This is a genomic window from Rathayibacter sp. AC451 (genome assembly GCF_979253095.1).
The window spans coordinates 31,750-53,171 of sequence record NZ_CEEDBD010000001.1 but is presented as its reverse complement, the minus strand read 5'-3'; the positions used below and the strand labels follow the sequence as shown (position 1 = coordinate 53,171).

Here is a 21,422-nt window from a genome sequence, read left to right as displayed (position 1 = left end):
CGACGCTCGCGGGCGTCGTCGACGTGCCGCTGCTCGAGAGTCGGAGGACGCGGCTGCGGTAGTCGAGGCCGGGAGCGGTCAGCTCGCCTGCTCGGGCGCCTTCGTGCGTCCCGGGAGCAGCAGCAGACCCGAGACGCCGACCACGATCAGCAGGATCGCGACGACCGTCACGAAGGAGGCCAGCGCGAGCACGGGCATGATGATCGTCAGGATGCCGGCGATGACGGAGGCGATACCCGCTGCGATCGGCAGCCAGGCCGGCCCCGAGACGGTTCGACCGCTCGTGATGCTCGAGACGCCGTCGAGGATCCAGCCCAGGCCGATCACCAGTCCGAGGACGGTGAGCGACTCGAACGGGTTCGAGAGGCAGAGGATGCCGGCGACCAGGATGAGCGCGCCGAGCAGACCCGCCAGCCAGCGCACCCGCGCCTCGAGACGGGACGCGGTGAAGGCGAGCAGCAGGCGGAACACACCCGCCGCGATCAGGTGGATGCCGAAGACGATCGCGACGGTCAGGAGCGTCGGGCCCGGGATCAGCACGGCGATCACCCCGAGGGCGATCGCTATCAGCGAGACGCCGATGATCCAGCTCCGCTCGACGGCGGTGCGGGACAGGGCGGGAGCGGCGTTCTCGGACATGGCGTTCCTTCGCGTCGGGGGCTGACCCTCGAACGCTAGGGCACCCGGGGCGCGGCGCACACGGCCTTGCGCCCGCGCCCCGGGACTGTCAGAGGCGGATCCGGCGCAGCAGCTGCGCGTTCGCCGCGACGACCACGGTGCTAGAACTCATCAGCAGAGCACCGACCTCCATCGGCAGGACGAACCCGAGCGGAGCGAGCACGCCCGCCGCGAGCGGGACGGCGACCACGTTGTAGCCGGCGCCCCACGCGAGGTTCTGGCGCATCTTCGCGGCCGAGGCCTTCGAGAGGGCGAGGACGCGCGCCACCGCCCGCGGGTCGTCGGAGGCGAGCACCAGCCCGGCCGAGGCGATCGCCACATCGGTGCCGGCGCCGATCGCGATGCCGACGTCGGCTCCGGCGAGCGCCGGGGCGTCGTTCACTCCGTCGCCGACCATCGCGACGCGACGGCCCTCGGCCCTGAGCCGCGCGACGACGTCGCTCTTGCCTCCGGGGAGGACTCCGGCGATCACCTCGTCGATCCCGAGCTCCCGGGCGACGCGGCGGGCGACCGGCTCGGCGTCGCCGGTGACCAGCGCCACCCGGACGCCCTCGCGCTGCAGTGCGGCGATCGCCTCCGCCGACTCCGGGCGCACGGCGTCCTCGAGCACGAGGGCGCCGAGGATCGCGTCGTCGCGGAGCACGTGCAGGACGGTCGCGCCGCGCTCGGACGCCTCGGCGCTCTCGGGGAGCGGCTCGAGGCCGAGCTCGGCGAGCAGCGCCGGGCCGCCCACGGCCACGCGGTCGCCGCGGACGATCGCCGCGACTCCGATGCCGCCCCGGGTCTCGAAGGCCTCGGCGCGCAGCTCCGACTCCCCCGCAGCCCGGACGATCGCGACGGCGAGCGGGTGCTCGCTCTCGCGCTCGACGGCGGCGGCCAGGGCGAGCGTCTCGGATCCGCCGAGGACCTCGACCACCTCGGGACGGCCGAGCGTCAGCGTGCCGGTCTTGTCGAAGAGCACGGTGTCGACGGAGCGCATCGCCTCGGAGAGCGGCGCGATCGGTGACGAGGATGCCGGCGCGGGCCGCCTTCTCGGTCGCGATCGACACCACGAGCGGGATCGCGAGGCCGAGGGCGTGCGGGCAGGCGATGACGAGCACGCTGATGACGCGGACGAGGGCCGTGTCGGGCCGGCCGAGCGCCAGCCAGACGATCGCGGTGACGACCGCGGCGCCGAGCGCGAACCAGAACAGCAGCCCCGCGAACCGGTCGGCGAGGATCTGCGCGCGCGACGAGGACGACTGCGCCTCGGCGACCAGCCGGCGGATGCCCGCCAGCGCCGTGTCGTCGCCGACGGCGTCCACGCGGACCCGGAGCCGGGCGTCCGTGGCGACGCTGCCGGCGACGAGCCGGTCGCCCACCGTGCGCACGACGGTCCGCGACTCCCCCGTCAGGACCGACTCGTCGACCTCGGCGGCGCCCTCGACGATCTCGCCGTCCGCCGGGACGCGCGATCCGGGGCGCACCAGCACCACATCGCCCACCGTCAGCTCGTCCGGACGGACGCGCTCGACGCCTCGCGCCGTCTCGCGCTCGGCCGCATCGGGCAGCAGCGCTGCGAGCGAGTCGAGGGCGCTGGACGCCTGGGCGAGCGAGCGCATCTCGATCCAGTGCCCGAGGAGCATGATCACGACGAGCAGCGCGAGCTCCCACCAGAAGTCGAGCTCGTGCGGCAGCAGGCCGGTGCTCGCGCCGAGCGAGGACAGGAAGGCGACCGAGATCGCGAGGGCGATCAGCAACATCATGCCGGGGGCGCGCGAGCGGATCTCGTCGACCGCCCCCGACAGGAACGGGCGTCCGCCGACCACGAAGAGCACGGTGCCGAGGAGCGGCGGGACCCAGGCGACCCAGGCGACGTCCGGGAGTCCGTAGCCGACGAGGTCGGCGAACATCGGGCTCAGGAGGACCGTCGGCACCGCGAGGACCAGCATCGACCAGAACAGCCGACGGAACATCGCGACGTGCGCGGAGTGGTGGCCGGCGTGACCGCCTCCGTGGCCGTGGTGACCGGAGTGGTCGTGCGCGGCGTGATCGTGCGCGGCGTGGCCGTGCGCCGCATGGTCGTCGTGCCCGTGCGCGGCGTGATCGTCGCCGCGCGTCCCGCGGCCGTGCCCTGTCCGTCCGGACGTGGTGTCGTGCGTCATGCGCATCTCCTTCCAATACCCCCGGGGGTATCAACAGAAGATGTCGCCGACTATTCCCGCCCGCCCCGCGGACAGCCGCCGGGACGGACGGTGCCGCCCCCGATCAGTGCCGTCGACCCGTGCCCCGCGCGGCGCGGTGCCGGCGGATGCTCCGCACGATCAGGAGCAGCACGATCACTCCGACGGCTCCGTAGATGATCGCGTCGAGCACGCCCGCGTACCGGTCGACGAGCTCGTACTGCGTGCCGAGCGCGGCGCCGAGGCCGATCAGCAGGCCGTTCCAGACGCCGGAGCCCAGGATCGTGAGTCCCGAGAACAGCAGGAGGTTCATCCGCTCGGCGCCGGCCGGGAGCGAGATGAGGCTCCGGACGCCGGGGATCAGGCGGCCGAACAGCACAGCCCACGTGCCGTGACGGCGGAACCAGCCGACCGCCTTCTCGAAGTCCTCGCGATCGACGAGCGGCAGCTTCGACAGCAGGCGGATGGAGCGCTCGGTGCCGATGCGGTAGCCGAGCCAGTAGAGGACGAGACCGCCGAGGTACGCGCCCAGAGTCGCGGTGATCACGACGAGCACCAGGTTCATCCGGCCCTGCTGGGCGAGGAAGCCCGCCAGCGGCAGAACGAGCTCGCTGGGGATCGGCGGGAACACCGTCTCGATCAGCGTCAGCAGGCCCACCCCCGCTTCGCCGAGCGCGGCGATCACCCGCGCAGCGACGCCGACCAGTCCGGAGAGCTGGTCGATGCTGTCGGAGGAGGAGGCGGAGGCCACGGAGGCAGGGGCGAGGGCGAGGGTCGCGATCGTCATGACTGAGAAGCTACTCAGTGCCGGAGCCGTTCACCTGGGAATCCGACGGCGCGGCCGGACGCCCGCTCAGGGAGCGCCGGTCAGCACGACGGCGTCGGAGTCCTGCAGGCGCACCTCGACCGACGCGATGTCCGCGAGCGGGACGCCCGTCGCGAGCGTCGGGTGCATCGAGCTCCCAGGGGTGCTCGTCCAGGACCCGATCGGCTCGGCGCTCCCGGAGCGGTCGATCACGTACATGACGTAGCCGACGGAGCGGGCGGTCGGCGAGGACCCCTCGGCGCTCTCTCCCCAGCTGCAGTCCATGTCGATCCGGGTGCCCCAGTCCTCGGCGACGAACTGGACGGTCGCCTCGACCGGGACGCCGGGCTCGCTCGCGAGCGACACGGTGTAGCCGGTGGTCTCGACCGGGGGCAGCGCGTCGCCGACGATCACGGGCAGGGCGATCGCCGCGGCGGCCGACACCCCGGCGGCCGCCAGCACGAGGCCGGCGATCCGCAGCCGGGTGCGGCGGCGGACGGAGTCGGTGGCCGCCGCCAGGCGCGACAGGAGCGCGGGCGGCGCCGGGGCCGGGGCCTGCTCCGGGGACTCGAGCAGGCGCAGCGCCTCCTCGGCGCCGAGGTGCGAGAGGAGCCCCGGCAGCGGCACGAACTCGCCGAGCGCCTCCCGGCAGCCCGGGCAGCCGCGCAGGTGCAGCTCGTAGGCGCGGCGGTCGGCGCTCGACAGCGACCCGAGGAGGTAGGCGGCGTCCCAGTCGCGGAAGGCGTCGCCCTCGGCCCGGTCGTCGTGCGGTGCGGTGCTCACAGCTCCGTCACTCCCCTCTCCTGCAGAGCGAGCTTCAGAGCTCGCATGCCGTAGTGCATCCGCGACTTCACGGTGCCGGGCGCGATGCCCAGCAGGTCGGCGATCTCGGCCACGGACCGACCGCCGTAGTAGGCGTGCACGATCACGGCTCGGTGGTCGTGGCTGATGCCGCTCAGCGCGTCCGAGAGCAGCCAGGCGTCGAGCACCTGGTCGGTGCGGTCGGCGGAGGGGCGCTCCGGCACCTCGTCGGTGCCGATCTCGCGGGCGTACCGGGCGCTGCGGCGGTCGTCGATGACGAGGTTGCGGGCCACGGTGTAAAGCCAGGAGCGGGCGGCGCCCTCGCCCTGGGCGAGGATCTCGGGGTGCTTCCACGCGCGCAGCAGCGCCTCCTGCACCACGTCCTCCGCCATCTGGCGGTCTCCCGTGAGCCGGAGGACGAACCTCCACAGCGCCGCCGAGTGCTCGTCGTGCAGCGCACGCAGCAGCTCGGCCTGTTCCTCGGACATGCACCACCTCTGCTCACTCCAACGTAAGCACCCCCGGTCCGGTTCACCACCGGCGCGGGTTCGCATCGCCGCCCGCACTCTGGTACTCCGGGTACGGTGACCTTCCCCGACGCCGCCGACGCGGCCCGCGTGCGCGTGTTCCTGCGCGAGAACCGCGAGCAGATCCTCGCCGACGTCCGCCACCTCGTGATGATCGAGAGCCCGAGCGACTCGCTCGAGGCGCTCGGCGAACTGCACGCCTACCTCGTGCACTGGGTCGGCGAGCGCCTCGGGCACGCCGCCGAGATCGAGCACCGGCGCGAGCAGGACGCCCCGGGCGCCTCGAGCTGGACCTTCGCGGGCAGCGCGCCCGGGCGGGGCCCCCGCGGCTCGCGCCCCTTCGTGGCCCTGCTCGGCCACTACGACACCGTCTGGCCGCTGGGCACGACGCGCTCCTGGCCGTTCTCGCTCGACGGCGACCGGCTGAGCGGGCCGGGCACCTACGACATGAAGGTCGGGCTGGTGCAGATGGTGTGGGTCGTCGCGGCGCTGCGCCACGCGCGGCTCGCGCACCCGGCCGTCCGCCTCGTGATGAACGGCGACGAGGAGGTCGGCAGCCTCACCTCCCGCTCGTTCCTCGAGCACCAGGGCCGGGGGGCGGAGGCGGCGCTCGTCTTCGAGGGCGCGATCGGCGACGCGGTCAAGACGGCCCGCAAGGGCATCGGCAACTTCGTCGTCGACGTCGTCGGCGTCGAGGCGCACGCGGGGGTGGAGCCCGAGAAGGGGGCGAGCGCGATCCACGAGCTCGGCGTGCTGATCCCCCGGATCCTCGGCATCGCCCGGCCCGAGGCGGGGACCACCGTGAACATCGGCCTGGTCGGCGGCGGCAGCCGGGTCAACGTGACCACCGCTCGCGTGCGGCTGGAGCTCGAGGCGCGCATCCGGAACTCCGCGGAGGCGGCCCGGGTCGAGGCCGAGATGAACGCGCTGCAGGCCTCGGACGAGCGGATCCGGATCGAGGTCCGCGGGTCGTGGCAGCGCCCGGTCTTCGAGCGGACCCCGGCGGTCGGCGCCCTCTACCGGCGTGCGGAGCGCGTCGCCCGCACCATGGACCTGCCGCTCACCGAGACCGCCGTGGGCGGCGCGAGCGACGGCAACCTGATCGCGGCCCTCGGCATCCCGGTGCTCGACGGCCTCGGCGCTCCCGGAGCGGGAGCGCACGCACGCGGGGAGTCGGTGAGCGTCGAGGGGATCCTCGACCGCACCACCCTCGCCGCACTGCTCGTGGCGAGCTTCGCCGCGGAAGGGGACTGACCGTGCTGCACGAATCACGACCGGTGGGGATCGTCATCGACGCACCCGCCGAGGAGGTCTACTCGTTCATCGTCGACCCGTCGAACCTGCCGCTCTGGGCCGCCGGGCTCGCCGAGTCGCGCGTGGAGGAGGTGGACGGGCACTGGTTCGCCGACTCCCCGATGGGACGGGTCGAGGTGGTCTTCGCTCCGAGGAACCCCTTCCTCGTCGCCGACCACCGGGTGATCACGGCCGAGGGGCGTGTCTTCGACAACCCCCTCCGGGTGCTCGCGAACGGCGACGGCGCCGAGGTGGCCTTCACCGTCCGCCGGCAGGAGGGGATGACGCTGGATCAGTGGGACGACGACTGCGGACGCGTCGCCGCCGACCTCGAGACCCTGCGCGGGCTGCTGGAGCGCCCGGAGGACTGAGCGGCCGCTAGATTCGTTGCAGCCCGGCGAGCGCCGGTCGCCCGCGCGAGAACGAGGGACGCCATGACCTCTCCCGACCAGACCCCCGTCCGCCCCGTCGGCGGCATCGAGCTCAACGGGCTCGACACGATCCAGGAGTCGGAGCGGCACGGCCGCCCGCGCGACCTGTTCTGGCCGTGGTTCGCGGCGAACGTCTCGGTGCTGGGACTGAGCTACGGCTCGTTCCTGCTCGGCTTCGGCCTCTCCTTCGCGCAGGCGACGGCGGTGGCGGTCATCGGCATCGTCGTGTCGTTCCTCTTCTGCGGCTTCGTCGCCGTGGCGGGCAAGCGCGGATCGGCGCCGACGATGGTGCTGAGCCGAGCGGCCTTCGGCGTGAACGGCAACCGCCTCGTCTCGGTCATCTCCTGGCTGCTCACCGTGGGCTGGGAGACGGTTCTCGCCTCCCTCGCCGTGCTCGCCACCGCGACCGTCTTCGAGGAGTTCGGCTGGGACGGCGGTGTGCTGACGAAGGTCGTGGCGCTCATCGTCGTGGCGGCGCTGATCGTGATCGCCGGCGTCGTCGGCTTCCGGCTGATCATGCGCCTGCAGCTCGCGATCACGATCGCCACCGGAGTGCTCACGGTGGTCTACGTCGCGCTCGTGCTCGACGACATCGACCTGGGAGCCGTCGCGAGCCTCCCCTCCGGATCGGCGGGGGCCGTGATCGGCGGTCTGGTCTTCATGATGACCGGCTTCGGGCTGGGCTGGGTGAACGCCGCGGCCGACTACTCCCGGTACCTCCCCCGGACGGCGGGCACCGGAGGCGTGATCGCCTGGACGACGATCGGCGGAGCGGTGGCGCCGGTCGTCCTGGTGGTCGTCGGGCTCCTGCTCGCCGGATCGTCGCAGGAGCTGTCGGACGCCATCGCGGCCGACCCGATCGGCGCGCTCGCGTCGATCCTGCCGACCTGGTTCCTCCTGCCGTTCATCGTCGTGGCTCTGCTCGGGCTCATCGGCGGCGCGGTGATGGACATCTACTCCTCGGGGCTGGCTCTGCTGAGCACGGGCCTCAAGGTCTCGCGGCCGGTCGCCGCGGGCATCGACGGCGTGCTGATGGTGCTCGGGGCGATCTACGTCGTGTTCCTCGCGGGCGACTTCCTCGGCCCGTTCCAGGCGTTCCTGATCACGCTCGGCGTGCCGATCGCGGCATGGCTCGGCGTGTTCCTGGCCGACCTGCTCCTGCGCCGCCGCGACTACGACCAGGAGGCCCTCTACGACGCGCGCGGACGCTACGGCAGCGTGTCGATCGCGCCGGTGGTGCTCGTCGTCGTCGGGTCGGTGATCGGCTGGGGCCTCGTGGTGAACACCACGCCCGGCTTCGGCTGGGAGGGCTACCTGCTCGCACCGATCGGCGGTCGCGAGGGCGAGTGGGCCTACGCGAACCTGGGCGTCCTCGCCGCGCTCCTGATCGGGTTCGTCGGCGCCCTCGTCACGTCCTCGGCGAGCGTGCGCCGCCAGGAGTCGCGCGCGTGAGCCTGCTCGTCGCGATCGATCTGCAGCACGTCTTCGCCGACGCCGATTCGCCCTGGGGCTCGGCGGAGTTCGAGCGGGCGGCCGCCGGCACCGCGCGGCTGATCCCGGCGTTCGGCCGGCAAGTGGTGACCACGCGCTTCGTGGCACCCGCCGAGCCTCAGGGCGCCTGGGTGCCGTACTACCGCGAGTGGCCCTTCGCCCTCGTGCCGGACGAGGACCCGCTCTACGCCCTGATGCCCGGCTTCGAGGGGCACCGCGTGCTCACCGCGACGACGTTCGGCAAGTGGGGGCCCGAGCTCGAAGCGCTGCTCGACGAGTCGCGCGAGATCGTGCTGACCGGGGTGTCGACCGACTGCTGCGTACTGTCGACCGCGCTGGCGGCGGCCGATGCGGGAGTGCGGGTGCGGGTCGTGCAGGACGCCTGCGCGGGCGCCTCCGAGGCCGATCACCGGCGGGCGCTGGACGCGATGGCGCTCTACGCGCCGCTGATCGAGCTGACGAGCGTGGACGAGGTGCTCGCGCAGGACCGCTGACGGGTCCGGGCCGTGCGGCCGTGGGCGACGACCGGCATGATGGTCTGATGCCCAGCACGGACGGCCGCGAGACGGCAGCACCCCGGATCCTCGTCGTCGGCGAAGCGCTGATCGACATCGTCGAGCGCGACGGAGCGAGCAGCGAGCACGTCGGCGGCTCCCCCGCCAACGTCGCGCTCACCCTCGCCCGCCTCGGACGCGAGGCGACCCTCGTCACCGACATCGCCGCTGACGAGCGCGGTCGTCGCATCGCCGAGCACCTCGGCGCCTCGGGAGTGGAGGTCGTGCACGGCGACGCCGCGCGCACCTCGACGGCGAAGGCGCGCATCCAGCCCGACGGCTCGGCCGAGTACGACTTCGACCTGTCGTGGAACCCGCCGGCGGCGGACCCGACCGCGTTCGGCCACGTGCACACCGGCTCCATCGCCGTCTACCTCGAGCCCGGCGGCTCCGCGGTGCTCGAGCTGCTCGAGGCGCTTCCGGCCGGCACGACCGCGAGCGTCGACGCGAACATCCGACCGGCGCTCGTGGGAGGGCACGCCCAGGCGCTCGCGCGTTTCGAGCGCGTCGCGGCGGCGTGCGAGATCGTCAAGCTCAGCGACGAGGACGCGGAGTGGCTCTACCCCACCGTCCAGCTCGACGAGGTGCTCACCCGGATCCTCGGGCTCGGCGCGCAGCTCGCCGTGATCACCCGCGGCGGCGAGGGCCTGCTGCTCGCGTCGGCCGTGGCGCGGGCGACGGTGCCCGCCGCGCGGATCGTCGTGGCCGACACCATCGGAGCGGGCGACTCGGCGATGGGCGCGATCCTCGACGAGGCGCTCCGCCAGGCGCTCGGCGCGCCGAACGGGATGCTGCTCGACGAGCCGTCGCTGCGGGCGATCGGACGCTGGGCCGCCCGGGTCGCGGGCATCACGACCTCGCGCGCGGGTGCGAACCCGCCGACGCGCGCCGAGGCATCGCTCCCGGAGTAGGCGCTCCCGGCAGCAGGCGCTCCCGGTGAGGGCTGCCGGTGATCGTCACGGGCTCGTCACACGCGGGGACTTCCGCTCGGCCTCCCGGTCGTCCGAGACTCGAGCATGGGAACAGCACCGAGCTCCACCGCCACGGTCGTCCTGCTCGTCGGTCCGGGGACCGACGGCCTGCTGCGCGACCTCGACGCACTGCCCAACGTGGACGCCCGACCGGGCACCGGTCCGGGCACGCATCCGTCAGCCTCCACCTACCTGCTGCACGACGCGGATCCGCTCGAGCACGTGGCGAACGCCTGGATCGAGTTCTTCGAGGACCGGGCGACGCACGGCGCGCTCGACGTCGAGATCGAGACCGCGCTCGGCGTCTTCCGCCGCGGCGAGGCGTCCCTGCCCGACTACTACGTCGTGCTGGAGCCGGAGTCGGCGCCGGTGAACTGGAAGCACTGGTGGCTGGGGGTGCTCCCGCACGCGGCGCCCGCGCGGGTGCTGCCGAGCGCCTCCGACGCCGGGGCCGTGCGCAGGCTCCTGTCCCGCCTGCCGCAGGGGCGGCCGTTCCCCGATCCCGCGTCGTGGCTCCCCGACGTGCGCTTCAGCGTCCCGGACCGCATCGGGCTGGTGTGAGCAGGCCGTTGCCCGCGCCCGCCTCCGGGTCGATACTGATCGCGATCGCAGTCCCCCGTGAGGAAGAAGGCCCGCCGTGCCCACGAGTCTCAGCCCCTACATCGGCTTCGCCGGCAACGCCCGCGAGGCGATGGAGTTCTACCGTTCAGTGTTCGGGGGCGAGCTCCAGGCGAGCACGTACGCCGACTTCCAGGCGAGCGAGGACCCCGCCGATCAGGACCGCCTCATGCACTCGCAGCTGACGCTGCCGAACGGGCTGCTGCTGATGGGGTCCGACAGCCCGAGCGCGATGCCGGCGTCCGAGGGCGCCCGGATCCAGATCGCGCTCTTCGGCGACGACGACGCCGAGCTCAGCGGCTGGTTCGCGGCGCTCGCCGAGGGCGGGGAGACCCCGATGCCGCTCACCGAGTCGCCCTGGGGCGACCGCTTCGGCATGCTCGTCGACCGGTACGGCGTCGAGTGGATGGTCAACATCTCGCCCGCATCCGACTGATCGTCCCGATCGGCCTCCACGCAGGCGCAGAATGGAGGGACCGCGCGGCGTCGGTCGCGAGCGGTCACCCTCCCTACTGACGAAGGCTGCAGATGACGATCACGCTCGGGTACAAGGCGTCGGCGGAGCAGTTCGGTGCACGGGAGCTCGTCGAGCTCGCCGTCGCAGCCGAGCGGCACGGATTCGAGAGCGCGGTGGTCTCGGACCACTTCCAGCCCTGGCGCCACACCGGCGGCCACGCCCCGTTCTCGCTCGCGTGGCTCGCCGCAGCCGGCGAGCGCACCTCGACCATCCGGCTCGGCACCTCCGTCATGACGCCGCACTACCGCTACAACCCCGCCGTGATCGCGCAGGCGTTCGGCACCCTCGGCGTCCTCTACCCGGACCGCATCATGCTCGGCGTCGGCACGGGCGAGGCGCTCAACGAGATCGCGACCGGCTACCAGGGCGCGGGCGAGCAGACCTGGCCCGACTTCAAGGAGCGCTTCGCGCGCCTCCGCGAGGCCGTGCGCCTGATGCGCGCGCTCTGGGCGGGCGACCGCGTCTCGTTCGACGGCGAGTACTACTCCACCCACGAGGCGTCGATCTACGACAAGCCCGAGAGCGGCGTGCCCGTCTACATCGCCGCGGGCGGTCCGGTCGTGGCGAAGTACGCCGGTCGCGCCGGCGACGGCTTCATCTGCACCTCGGGCAAAGGCATGGAGCTCTACACCGAGAAGCTGCTCCCCGCGGTCGAGGAGGGTGCCGCGGCCGGCGGGCGCGACTCTTCGACGCTGGACCGGATGATCGAGATCAAGCTCTCGTACGACCCCGACCCGGCGCTCGCACTCGAGAACACGCGCTTCTGGGCGCCGCTGTCGCTCACTCCCGAGCAGAAGCACTCGCTGACCGATCCGGTCGACATGGAGCGGGCCGCCGACGAGCTGCCGATCGAGCAGGTCGCCAAGCGCTGGATCGTGGGCTCCGACCCCGACGAGACGGTGGCGCAGATCACGCCCTACGTCGACGCGGGCTTCACCCACCTGGTCTTCCACGCGCCCGGCGACGACCAGCAGCGGTTCTTCGACGCGTTCGAGCGCGACCTCGCGCCGCGACTGCGCGCGCTCTGAGCACCGCCCCGCCCGCCGGCCCCGCGCCGACCGATCCCTCCGGAAGAGCCGCCACCCGCATGACCTCCCCCACGGCCACCGTCCTCGACCGCCTCGCGCACGGGGAGCCGATCACCCGGGCGAGCGCCGAGCTCCTGCTCGGAGCGCGCGGCGACGACCTCGAGCTGCTGCTCGCCGCGGCGGGCGCCTTGCGCGACGAGGGCCTCGCCCGCTGCGGTCGGCCGGACGTGATCACCTACTCGCGCAAGGTCTTCGTGCCGCTGACCAAGCTCTGCCGGGACCGCTGCCACTACTGCGTCTTCGTCGAGACGCCCGGGGGCTCCTCGCCAAGCGCGAGTCGACGTTCATGGAGCCGGAGGAGATCCTCGAGGTCGCCCGCGCAGGGGCCGCGCTGGGCTGCAAGGAGGCCCTGTTCACCCTCGGCGACCGCCCGGAGGACCGCTGGCCCGTCGCCCGCGCCTGGCTCGCCGAGCACGGCTACTCCTCGACCCTCGAGTACGTGCGGGCGATGGCGGTGCTCGTGATGAGCGAGACCGGCATGGTCACGCACCTCAATCCCGGAGTGATGTCGTGGGCGGAGCTGCAGCGGCTGCGGCCGGTCGCGCCGTCGATGGGCATGATGCTCGAGACGACGGCCACGCGGCTGTGGTCCGAGAAGGGCGGCGTGCACTACGGCTCGCCCGACAAGGATCCGGCGCTGCGCCTGCGCGTGCTCGACGACGCGGGCCGCAGCCGCGTGCCGTTCACGACCGGCGTGCTCCTGGGCATCGGCGAGAACGACGCGGAGCGGGCGGACGCGCTGTTCGCCATCCGCGAGTCGCACGAGCGCTGGGGCCACGTGCAGGAGTGCATCGTGCAGAACTTCCGCGCGAAGCCGCGGACGGCGATGCAGAACGAGGTCGACCTCGAGCTGCAGGAGTACGTGGCGAACGTGGCCGTCGCGCGACTGGTCATGGGGGCCGACGTCACGATCCAGGCTCCGCCGAACCTCACCGACGAGCAGGAGCTCGGGCTGCTGATCCGCGCGGGGATCGACGACTGGGGCGGCGTGAGCCCGCTGACCGCCGACCACGTGAATCCGGAGCGGCCCTGGCCGAACATCGACGATCTCGCGCGGCTGACGGCGGCGGCCGGGTACCGGCTCCGCGAGCGCCTCACCGCGCACCCGCAGTACCTGCGCGACGCGGCGACGTGGATCGATCCGCGGGTCGCGCCCTACGTCCGGGCGCTCGCCGATCCGGAGTCGTGGCTCGCCGACGAGGCGGCCCCGGTGCTCCCCCGGGCGTACCGCGAGGAGCTCGAGGCGCCCGCCCGCCCGGTGCCGTCCTCTGCTCTCGCGCCCGTGCTCGAGCGGGCCGCGGCGGATCCGGCCGGTCTCGGCGACTCCGATTACGAGGCGCTGCTCGCGGCGGACGGCGACGACCTCGAGGCGCTCGCCGCCCTCGCCGACGACGTCCGCCGCTCCGCGGTCGGCGACACCGTCTCGGTCGTCGCGAACATGAACGTCGACACCTCGCTCTGGCGTTCGGGGCTCGACGAGGACGCGCTGCGCGAGCTCGCCGACGAGGCCGTCGCGTTCGGCGCGACCGAGCTGTGCCTGCAGGGAGCGCTCGCGCCGGGACTCCCCGGCGACGACCTCCTGCTCATCGCGCGGACCCTGCACGAGCGGCAGCCCTCGCTGCACCTGCACGCGTTCCGGCCGGCCGAGATCCGCGACGCCGCCGCGCGGTCGGGGCGCACCGTGCCGCAGATGCTCGACGCGCTGCAGGAGGCGGGCGTGTCGAGCGTGCCGGGGACGGCCGCTCGGATCCTCGACGATCGCGTCCGCGCGATCCTGAGCCGGGGCACCGACCCGAGCACCGCCGAGTGGACCGAGTCCGTCACCACCGCGCACCGCCACGGCCTGCGCTCCACCGCCACCATGGTCTACGGGCACGTCGAGACCCCGGAGCAGCAGATCGCGCACCTGCGCGCGCTCGCCGCGATCCAGGACGAGACGGGCGGGTTCACCGAGTTCATCGCCATGCCGTTCGTGCCGGCGGAGGCGCCCGCCGAGGTCGTGGCCCTCACCCGCGGCGGACCGACCCTGCGCGAGACGCGGGCGGTGCACGCCGTCGCCCGCCTCCTCCTGCACGGCCGGATCCACCACGTGCAGACGGCGTGGACGAAGCTCGGGCTGCACGCCTCCCAGGTGCTCCTGCGCGGCGGCGCGGACGATCTGGGCGGGCTGCTGCTCGACAGCGCTCTGCGACCGGAGTCGGGCGCCGAGGCGCACCGCTCGCTCGACATCGCGACGGTCGACCGGCTGATGCGCGAGATCGGGCGCGACTGGCGGCAGCGGACGACCGACTACGGCGTCGTCGATCCGTCCCGCGCCGTGCCGCGGACCGCCCCTGCGGCGACGGGCCCCGTGCGGGTGCGGCTCCCGCTGGCGCGACGCGCGTCATGACCCGCCGCGAGGCGTTCCTCGATCGGCAGGCCTCGCTCGTGACGGAGTCGCGGGTGCTGCTGGACGATCGCCCGGTGCGCCTGTGGACGGCCGGCGACGGGCCGGTCGTCGTGCTGCTGACGGGTCCGGGACGCGGAGCGAGAGCGGACGGGGTGCTCCTGCTGCCGATGCTCGCGCGCCGGCGGAGGGTCGCGGCTCTGGAGCTCCTGGACCTCGAGGACCCGTGGCGGGACGGGCCGCGCGCCGTCTCGGCCGTGCTCGATCTGCTCGGTGCCGAGGAGGCCGTCGTGGTCGGCCACTCCCTCGGCGCCGCGGTCGCGATCGCGGCGGGCGCGGATCCGCGGGTTCGGGCCCTCGCGCTGATCGCCGGCTGGGCGCGGCCGACGGAGCGGCTCATCGCCACCGCGCGGCTGTGGGAGTCGCTCGACGCGGCCGCGCGCTCGGACTTCTCGAGCCTGGTCGCCGTGCGCTCGCTCGCCGAGCTGGGCCCGGAGCGGACCCCGCCGTTCGGACCGGAGGCGGGAGTGCTGCTGGCGGCGGCCGCTCGGGCCGATGCCGCAGACGCGGCCGCGCGGCTCGCGATCCCGGCCCTCGTCGTCGGCTGCACCGCCGACTCCGTCGTCGGGATCGAGGGCGCGCAGGCGCTGCTCGGGACGATCGACGACGCCCGCTGGGCCGAGATCGAGGCGGGCCACGCGGTGCTCGCCGAGCGCCCGGCGGAGCTGCTGGCCCTGCTCGAGCACTTCCTCGCCGATCCCTCGCGGGACGCGGCGGGCAGCGTGCTGCCCCGGATGAGCGTCTGATGGCCGTCGAGGTCGACGTCCTCGTCGTCGGAGCGGGCTTCGCCGGCATCGGAGCCGCGGCGCTGCTCGCCCGCCGCGGCGGCGCCTCCTTCGCGGTGCTCGAGCGCGCCGACCGGGTCGGGGGCACCTGGCGCGACAACCACTACCCGAACGTCTCGTGCGACATCCCCTCGCACCTCTACTCCTACTCGTTCGCGCCGGAGCCGGACTGGTCGGCGTTCTACGCCCCGGGTGCCGAGATCCAGGCCTACCTGGAGGGCGTGGTCGTGCGCGAGCGCCTCGAGCCGCACCTGCACCTGGGCACGGACGTGCTCGGGATGGAGTTCGACGAGGAGTCGGAGCGGTGGGACGTGCGGACGTCGCGCGGCGACTGGTCGGCCGCGGTCCTCGTGATCTGCGCCGGGCGGCTGTCGGAGCCTCGTCTGCCGAGTGTCCCGGGCCTCTCCTCTTTCACGGGGTCCGCGTTCCACTCCGCGCGCTGGCGGCACGACGTCGACCTCGACGGAGCGCGCGTGGGCGTCGTCGGGTCGGGAGCGTCCGCGGTGCAGATCGTGCCGCACCTCGCGGAGCGGGCGGCCGAGGTGGTGCTCTTCCAGCGGTCGGCGCCGTACGTCGTGCCGCGGCGGAACCGCGAGTACGCTCCCGCCGAGCGGCGCTCGCTGGCCCGGGTGCCCGGCGCGGTGCAGCGGCTCCGGGAGGAGCTGTTCTGGCGCGCGGAGCTCGGCTTCGCCGGCCGGGTCGGGGTGCCGGCCGCGATCGACAGGCTCCGCGACGAGGCTCTCGGGCACCTCGCGGCGCAGGTCGCGGATCCGTCGCTCCGCGCCGTGCTGACACCCGACTACGAGATCGGCTGCAAGCGGGTGCTGCTCTCGGACGACTACTACCCGGCGCTGACGCAGGAGCACGTGCGCGTCGTGCCGGGTCCCCTGCGCCGCGTGGAGGGCTCGGCGGCGATCGGCGACGACGCTCGCCCGCACGAGGTCGACGTCCTCGTCTTCGCGACCGGGTTCCACTCGACGCGGCCGCCCTTCGCGCGCCGGGTCCGGGGCCGCGGCGGCCGGCTGCTCGCCGAGCACTGGGCCGACGGGATGCGGGCCCACGCGTCGACGGCGGTGCACGGCTTCCCGAGCCTGTTCGTGATCAACGGCCCCAACGCGAGTCTCGGCCACAACTCCGCCGTGCACATGATCGAGTCGCAGCTCGCCTACGTGCTCGCCGCCCTGGACCACCGCGACCGCTCGGGCGCCGGGGCGCTCGAGGTGACCGCGGAGGCCGAGGCCGCCTCCGTCTCCCGGATCGACGAGCTCAGCGCCGACACCGTCTGGACGAACGGCGGCTGCGAGAGCTGGTACGTCGACGCCGGTTCGAAGCGGCTGACGCTGCTGTGGCCGGACTTCGCGTTCGCGTTCCGCGAGGAGCTCGGGCGCTTCGACCCGGCGGCGTACGCGGGCTGACCGGGCCGTTCGGCGGGCGGAACCCCTGCTGAGAGCGGTCGTCGCGCACGATCGTCGCCGAGGTCGCCTCCCGGTGGAGGTTCCGAAGGACCCACCCTCGTGCGTCGACCCTTCCGCGCTCGACGCAGGAGCCGGAGGGAGGATCATGGACGCACCCGAGCCCTCCGCACGACAGGACCACGCCATGCCGGTCGAACCCGCCTCCTCCGTCGCCCCGCCGCCTCCGCCCGCGCTGGATCACGACCGCGCTCGCGACCTGCTCCGGGAGCGGTACGGGATCGAGGGGATGCTGCACGAGCTGGGGAGCAATCAGGACCGCAACGTGCTCGTCGAGGCCGACGGGCGACGACTGCTGCTCAAGGTGGCCAACCCGGCGACTCCGAGCGGAGTGGTCGCGGCGCAGACCCGGGCGGTCGCGAGACTCGCCGACGAACTGCCGGGGCTCCGCCTCCCGCGCGCGATCGCGGATCGGGAGGGCCGGGTGCTGCAGGAGCTCCGGCTCGGCGACGCGGACTGCACCGCGCGCGTGCTCGACTTCGTGCCGGGTCGCACGCTGTCCGGCTCCGGGTACCTCTCCCCCGCGGTCGTCCGCGCGATGGGCGGGCTCGCGGCCCGCCTCGACACTGCGCTCGCCGCGCATCCGCTCGACGGCCTCGAGGAGCCCGGGCAGTGGGATCTTCGGCGCGGCGGAGAGGTGGTGGCAGCGTTGATCGAGCGGGTGCCCCGCCGGGCCGCTCGACGCCTCCGCACGGCGGCCGAGGAGGCGCTCGCGGTCGTCGCTCCACTCGCCGCGGCGCTGCCCGTGCAGCTCGTGCACGGCGATCTCACGGACGACAACGTGGTGGTCGATGCGGGCGCGGTGCCGGACGGCGTCATCGACTTCGGCGACCTGGGCGCGGGATGGGCCGTCGGCGAGCTGGCGGTCACGCTCTCGTCGCTCCTGCACCACGCCGACGCCGACGCCGCCTCGGTGCTGCGGGCGGCGGTCGCCTACGACGCCGTGCGTCCGCTGTCGGATGCCGAGGCGGAGGCGCTCTGGCCGCTCGTCGTGCTGCGGGCGGCCGTGCTGGTGGTGAGCGCCCACGACGTCCTCGCGGGCGACCCGGGCAACGAGTACGCGCGCGAGAACCTCGAGCACGAGCAGCTGATCCTGGAGCGGGCGACCACGGCTCCCCTGCCGGTGCTGCAGGCGCTGGTGCGCCGCGCGCTGGGCCGCAGCTCCGCTCCGTCGCCCGTCACGACGACGGTGCCCGCGCTCGACGTCGAGGCCGCTGTGATCGACCTCTCGCCCGAGAGCCCCGCGCTCGACGAGGGTCGCTGGCTCGACCCGGGGATCGAGGAGGCGCTCGTCGCCGAGGCGCTGGAGCACGCGCCGGCCGCGGTGCTCCGCCACGGCGAGCGCCGCCTCACCCGCGCGCGGCCGCACTCGGCGCACGAGCCCGAGGCCGTCGCCCTGCACGTCGCGCTGCACCTCGCCGAGCCCGCCGAGCTGGTCGCGCCCGTCGACGCGGAGGTGGTCGAGGGTGCCCCCGGGACGCTGGTCCTGCGCGGGGAGTCGGTGCTGCTCCGTCTCGAGGGAGTCGAGGACGCGCCGGCGGTCGGCGCCGGCCTCACGGCGGGCGAGCGCATCGGACGCGTCGCCTCGGCCGTCCGCGCGCAGGCCCTCCCCCGCGCGTTCGAGGAGGTCGAACCGCCGCTCTTCGCCGGAGGGTCGTGGGCCGACGCCTGGCTCGACGTCGTGCTCGACGCCACTCCCCTGCTCCTGGGCCACTCCCTGCCCGCGCCTCTTCCCGACGCCACCGTCCTCCCCCGTCGGCTGGCGCACCTGGCCGACGTGCAGGAGCACTACTTCGAGGAGCCGCCCACGATGCTGCGCGGCTGGCGGGAGCACCTCGTGGACGACTCCGGACGCGTGCACCTCGACGTGCTCAACAACGTCACGTCGATCGGCCACGGGCACCCGCTGCTGGCCGAGCGCGTCGCCCGGCAGTGGCGTCTGCTCAACACGAACTCGCGCTTCTCGTACCCGGCGATCGGCGACTTCGCCGAGCGGCTGGCGGGACTGCTCCCGGAGGAGCTCGACACCGTGCTGCTCGTGAACAGCGGATCGGAGGCGGCCGATCTCGCCCTGCGCATCGGGCGCGCGTGGTCCGGACGCGACGACGTCCTCGCCGTGCGCGAGGCGTACCACGGCTGGACGGCGCTCTCGGACGCCGTCTCGACCTCCGTCGCCGACAACCCCGACGCCCTCGAGACGCGCCCGCCCTGGGTGCACGCGCTCGACGCCCCCAACAGCTACCGGGGCCTCCACCGCGGTGACGATGCGTCCCGCTACGCCGAAGAGGCCGTGGCGCGGATCGAGGCGCTCGCGGCCGCGGGCACCCCGCCCGGCGCGTTCATCGCCGAGGCCTACTACGGCAACGCGGGCGGCATCCCGCTGCCCGACGGGTATCTGGTGGCGGTCTACGCGGCGGTCCGCGCGCACGGCGGCCTCTGCATCGCCGACGAGGTGCAGGTCGGCTACGGCCGCCTCGGCGACTGGTTCTGGGGTTTCGAGCAGCAGGGCGTCGTGCCCGACGTCGTGGCCGTGGCCAAGGCGATGGGCGACGGGCACCCGCTCGGAGCCGTGATCACGACCCGCGAGATCGCCGAGCGCTACCGCTCGCAGGGCTACTTCTTCTCCTCCGCCGGCGGCAGCTTCGTCAGCTCCGTCATCGGTCTGACCGTGCTCGACGTGATCGAGGGCGAGGGACTGCAGCAGAACGCGCGCACCGTCGGCGCCCACCTCCGCAGCCGCCTCGAGGAGCTGGGCGAGCGGCATCCCCTGATCGGCGCCGTGCACGGCCACGGCCTCTACCTGGGCCTCGAGCTCGTGCGCGATCGGGAGACGCTCGAGCCGGCGACGGAGGAGACCCGCGCGATCTGCGAGCGCCTCCGCGAGCGCGGCGTGATCGTGCAGCCCACCTCCGACCGCCAGTGCGTGCTGAAGATCAAGCCGCCGCTGTGCTTCACGATCCAGAGCGCCGACTTCTTCGCGGACCAGCTCGACGAGGTGCTGACGAGCGGATGGTGACCGGGGCCGAGGTCGAGCGCGCGCGGGTGCAGCGGCGCACCCTGATCGTCATCGTGCTCAGCCAGGTGCTCGGCGGAGCGGGGCTGGCCGCCGGAGCGACGGTCGGCGCGCTGCTCGCGCAGGAGCTGCTCGGCTCGGAGGGGTTCGTCGGCATCCCGACGGCGCTCTTCACCCTCGGGTCGGCTCTCGCCGCGTTCCTCATGGGGCGTCTCACCCAGCGCTCCGGTCGGCGGCTCGGTCTCGGTCTGGGCTTCGCCGCGGGCGGCGTCGGGGCGATCGGAGTCGTCGTCGCGGCCGCGACGGACGGGATCGCGCTGCTCTGGGTGTCGCTCCTGGTCTACGGGGCCGGGAGCGCCGCGAACCTGCAGGCCCGCTACGCCGGCACCGACCTCGCCCTGCCCGAGCGTCGCGGCACCGCGATCAGCATCGCCCTCGTCTCGACCACGGCCGGCGCCGTCGCCGGGCCGAATCTGGTCGAGCCCCTCGGCGGGCTCGCCCTCTCGCTCGGACTCCCCGCCCTCGCGGGTCCCTTCCTGCTCGCCGCGGCCGCCTACCTCGCGGCCGGAGCGGCACTGCTGGTGCTGCTCCGACCCGACCCCTTCCTCCTCGCGCGCCGGCTGGACGCGGCCTCCGCCGCTCCCTCCGCCCCCGCCTCAACCGGACGCCTGCGCCTCTCGCCGACGGCGCTCGCGGGCGCGGTCGTGATGGTGCTGACGCAGATCGTGATGGTCGCGATCATGACCACCACTCCCGTGCACATGAGCGCGCACCGGCACGACCTCGGCGACGTCGGCCTCGTGATCGGCCTGCACATCGGAGCGATGTACCTCCCGTCGCTCGTCACGGGAGCGCTCGTCGACCGCGTCGGTCGGGCACCCGTGGCGGCGGCGTCCGGAGCGCTGCTGCTGCTCGCAGGTCTCGTCGCGGCCCTCGCCCCCGGCGAGTCCCTCGTCGGCACGATCGCCGCCCTCGTCCTCCTGGGCCTCGGCTGGAATCTCGGGCTGATCTCGGGCACGGCCCTCGTCGTCGCCGGAACCGTGATGCAGGACCGCGCCCGCACGCAGGGCACGCTCGACGTGCTGATAGCCCTGGCAGGAGTCGGCGCCGGGGTGCTCTCGGGCGTCGTCGTCGCCGGGCCGGGCTACGCCGCGCTCTCGCTCGGCGGCGGGGTGCTGGCGCTGCTGCTGCTGCCGGTGCTGGTGCGGCTGCGCCGATCGGAGGCGTGAGACGAGCAGGCACCGGCCGTCGCGCGACTCCCGCCCGCGACTTCCGTCAGACCAGCGCCTTCCGCATCCGGTGGTTCACGAGGGCCACTCCCCCGCGCACCGGATGCTGCCGCCCCACGACGGTGAAGCCGTGCCGCTCGAAGACGGGCCGGGCCGTCAGGCTCGCGTCGGTCCCGAGCTCGACCGCGCCCTGAGCGCGGGCGAGCGCCTCGACATGCGCCAGGAGCGCTGACGCGACGCCCCGTCGACCGTGGTCCGGCGCGACGAACAGCATGTCGATCCAGCCCTCCGCGTCGACGTCCGAGAAGCCGACGACCTCGGCGCCGTCGAGGGCGACCACGGTCGGCCGAGCCAGGCGCGCGGTACCCCACCGGTCGTCGCGGTCGTCGCGGCGCGCCCACGCCTCGATCTGCTCCGACGAGTAGTCGGCGGAGGCGGTCCGGGTGACGGCGTCCAGGAACACCTGCAGCGTCGCGGCGGCGTCGGCCGAGCGGTAGGGGCGGATCGGCACCGGCATCCCCCCAGTATCGCGACGTCCGTC

The 21,422-nt window shown here is 73.9% G+C and carries 18 protein-coding genes and 1 pseudogene; 13 read left to right on the top strand and 6 right to left on the bottom strand.

The genetic code is table 11. The features are described from left to right. Nucleotides 1–78: 78 nt before the first annotated feature. The 5 genes and pseudogenes from AC0CID_RS00245 to AC0CID_RS00225 form a co-directional block, all read right to left on the bottom strand. A complete protein-coding gene (locus AC0CID_RS00245) occupies nucleotides 79–639 on the bottom strand; it encodes an HdeD family acid-resistance protein (RefSeq protein ID WP_465225370.1) in 561 nt (186 codons plus the stop codon). 88 nt (nucleotides 640–727) lie between these two features. Further along, nucleotides 728–2,822 (bottom strand): annotated as a pseudogene (locus AC0CID_RS00240) (copper-translocating P-type ATPase). 103 nt (nucleotides 2,823–2,925) lie between these two features. Beyond that, complete coding sequence (locus tag AC0CID_RS00235; RefSeq protein ID WP_465225369.1) at nucleotides 2,926–3,627, bottom strand: DedA family protein; 702 nt, start codon at nucleotides 3,625–3,627, stop codon at nucleotides 2,926–2,928. 66 nt (nucleotides 3,628–3,693) lie between these two features. Next, nucleotides 3,694–4,428, bottom strand: a complete 735-nt coding sequence (locus tag AC0CID_RS00230) for an anti-sigma factor family protein (protein WP_465225368.1) — start codon at nucleotides 4,426–4,428, stop codon at nucleotides 3,694–3,696. Beyond that, nucleotides 4,425–4,934: a sigma-70 family RNA polymerase sigma factor gene (locus tag AC0CID_RS00225; RefSeq protein ID WP_207402823.1), complete on the bottom strand. Its 510-nt coding sequence runs from the start codon at nucleotides 4,932–4,934 to the stop codon at nucleotides 4,425–4,427. Before AC0CID_RS00225 ends, AC0CID_RS00230 begins: the two co-directional genes overlap by 4 nt. Nucleotides 4,935–5,030: 96 nt before the next feature. On the opposite strand from AC0CID_RS00225, the gene AC0CID_RS00220 reads away from it, so the two are divergent. The 13 genes from AC0CID_RS00220 (at nucleotide 5,031) to AC0CID_RS00160 (ending at nucleotide 20,881) form a co-directional block, all read left to right on the top strand. Beyond that, the gene (locus tag AC0CID_RS00220; RefSeq protein WP_465225367.1) at nucleotides 5,031–6,227 is read left to right on the top strand and encodes a M20/M25/M40 family metallo-hydrolase; all 1,197 of its coding nucleotides are present in this window, start codon (nucleotides 5,031–5,033) and stop codon (nucleotides 6,225–6,227) included. A 2-nt stretch (nucleotides 6,228–6,229) separates the two neighbouring features. Continuing rightward, a complete protein-coding gene (locus AC0CID_RS00215; RefSeq protein ID WP_465225366.1) occupies nucleotides 6,230–6,637 on the top strand; it encodes an SRPBCC family protein in 408 nt (135 codons plus the stop codon). Between the two features lie 63 nt (nucleotides 6,638–6,700). Continuing rightward, complete coding sequence (locus AC0CID_RS00210; RefSeq protein ID WP_207402820.1) at nucleotides 6,701–8,149, top strand: purine-cytosine permease family protein; 1,449 nt, start codon at nucleotides 6,701–6,703, stop codon at nucleotides 8,147–8,149. Beyond that, a complete protein-coding gene (locus AC0CID_RS00205) occupies nucleotides 8,146–8,682 on the top strand; it encodes a cysteine hydrolase family protein (RefSeq protein WP_465225365.1) in 537 nt (178 codons plus the stop codon). Before AC0CID_RS00210 ends, AC0CID_RS00205 begins: the two co-directional genes overlap by 4 nt. A gap of 47 nt (nucleotides 8,683–8,729) precedes the next feature. Beyond that, nucleotides 8,730–9,653: a carbohydrate kinase family protein gene (locus AC0CID_RS00200; RefSeq protein WP_465225364.1), complete on the top strand. Its 924-nt coding sequence runs from the start codon at nucleotides 8,730–8,732 to the stop codon at nucleotides 9,651–9,653. 105 nt (nucleotides 9,654–9,758) lie between these two features. Then, nucleotides 9,759–10,274: a hypothetical protein gene (locus tag AC0CID_RS00195; RefSeq protein ID WP_465225363.1), complete on the top strand. Its 516-nt coding sequence runs from the start codon at nucleotides 9,759–9,761 to the stop codon at nucleotides 10,272–10,274. A 76-nt stretch (nucleotides 10,275–10,350) separates the two neighbouring features. Then, nucleotides 10,351–10,767, top strand: a complete 417-nt coding sequence (locus tag AC0CID_RS00190) for a VOC family protein (RefSeq protein ID WP_207402816.1) — start codon at nucleotides 10,351–10,353, stop codon at nucleotides 10,765–10,767. A 92-nt stretch (nucleotides 10,768–10,859) separates the two neighbouring features. Continuing rightward, nucleotides 10,860–11,876 (top strand): glucose-6-phosphate dehydrogenase (coenzyme-F420), encoded by a 1,017-nt coding sequence (gene fgd / locus AC0CID_RS00185; protein ID WP_207402815.1) that lies wholly within the window; start codon nucleotides 10,860–10,862, stop codon nucleotides 11,874–11,876. Nucleotides 11,877–12,222: 346 nt separating this feature from the next. Next, nucleotides 12,223–14,325 carry a 7,8-didemethyl-8-hydroxy-5-deazariboflavin synthase CofG gene (gene cofG / locus AC0CID_RS00180; RefSeq protein ID WP_465225362.1) on the top strand — a complete coding sequence of 701 codons (2,103 nt, stop codon included), beginning with the start codon at nucleotides 12,223–12,225 and terminating at the stop codon, nucleotides 14,323–14,325. Then, a complete protein-coding gene (locus AC0CID_RS00175) occupies nucleotides 14,322–15,128 on the top strand; it encodes an alpha/beta fold hydrolase (protein WP_465225361.1) in 807 nt (268 codons plus the stop codon). Before cofG ends, AC0CID_RS00175 begins: the two co-directional genes overlap by 4 nt. After that, nucleotides 15,128–16,582, top strand: a complete 1,455-nt coding sequence (locus AC0CID_RS00170; protein ID WP_465225360.1) for a flavin-containing monooxygenase — start codon at nucleotides 15,128–15,130, stop codon at nucleotides 16,580–16,582. Before AC0CID_RS00175 ends, AC0CID_RS00170 begins: the two co-directional genes overlap by 1 nt. A gap of 184 nt (nucleotides 16,583–16,766) precedes the next feature. After that, nucleotides 16,767–19,655, top strand: a complete 2,889-nt coding sequence (locus AC0CID_RS00165; protein WP_465225359.1) for an aminotransferase — start codon at nucleotides 16,767–16,769, stop codon at nucleotides 19,653–19,655. After that, entirely contained in the window at nucleotides 19,649–20,881 is a 1,233-nt protein-coding gene (locus AC0CID_RS00160) for an MFS transporter (RefSeq protein ID WP_465225358.1), read from the top strand. The genes AC0CID_RS00165 and AC0CID_RS00160 overlap by 7 nt, the downstream gene beginning before the upstream one ends. 46 nt (nucleotides 20,882–20,927) lie before the next feature. Here AC0CID_RS00160 and AC0CID_RS00155 read toward each other — a convergent pair whose 3' ends face one another. After that, nucleotides 20,928–21,398, bottom strand: coding sequence for a GNAT family N-acetyltransferase (locus AC0CID_RS00155; protein WP_465225357.1), 471 nt, complete (start codon nucleotides 21,396–21,398; stop codon nucleotides 20,928–20,930). Nucleotides 21,399–21,422: the final 24 nt, after the last annotated feature.

Bases quoted from the DNA above. Each gene is read 5' to 3' on its own strand.
- AC0CID_RS00245 (WP_465225370.1), bottom strand. From the start codon at position 639: ATGTCCGAGAACGCCGCTCCCGCCCTGTCCCGCACCGCCGTCGAGCGG.
- AC0CID_RS00235 (WP_465225369.1), bottom strand. From the start codon at position 3,627: ATGACGATCGCGACCCTCGCCCTCGCCCCTGCCTCCGTGGCCTCCGCC.
- AC0CID_RS00225 (WP_207402823.1), bottom strand. From the start codon at position 4,934: ATGTCCGAGGAACAGGCCGAGCTGCTGCGTGCGCTGCACGACGAGCAC.
- AC0CID_RS00210 (WP_207402820.1), top strand. From the start codon at position 6,701: ATGACCTCTCCCGACCAGACCCCCGTCCGCCCCGTCGGCGGCATCGAG.
- AC0CID_RS00200 (WP_465225364.1), top strand. From the start codon at position 8,730: ATGCCCAGCACGGACGGCCGCGAGACGGCAGCACCCCGGATCCTCGTC.
- AC0CID_RS00195 (WP_465225363.1), top strand. From the start codon at position 9,759: ATGGGAACAGCACCGAGCTCCACCGCCACGGTCGTCCTGCTCGTCGGT.
- fgd (WP_207402815.1), top strand. From the start codon at position 10,860: ATGACGATCACGCTCGGGTACAAGGCGTCGGCGGAGCAGTTCGGTGCA.
- cofG (WP_465225362.1), top strand. From the start codon at position 12,223: ATGGAGCCGGAGGAGATCCTCGAGGTCGCCCGCGCAGGGGCCGCGCTG.
- AC0CID_RS00175 (WP_465225361.1), top strand. From the start codon at position 14,322: ATGACCCGCCGCGAGGCGTTCCTCGATCGGCAGGCCTCGCTCGTGACG.
- AC0CID_RS00170 (WP_465225360.1), top strand. From the start codon at position 15,128: ATGGCCGTCGAGGTCGACGTCCTCGTCGTCGGAGCGGGCTTCGCCGGC.
- AC0CID_RS00165 (WP_465225359.1), top strand. From the start codon at position 16,767: ATGCCGGTCGAACCCGCCTCCTCCGTCGCCCCGCCGCCTCCGCCCGCG.
- AC0CID_RS00160 (WP_465225358.1), top strand. From the start codon at position 19,649: ATGGTGACCGGGGCCGAGGTCGAGCGCGCGCGGGTGCAGCGGCGCACC.
- AC0CID_RS00155 (WP_465225357.1), bottom strand. From the start codon at position 21,398: ATGCCGGTGCCGATCCGCCCCTACCGCTCGGCCGACGCCGCCGCGACG.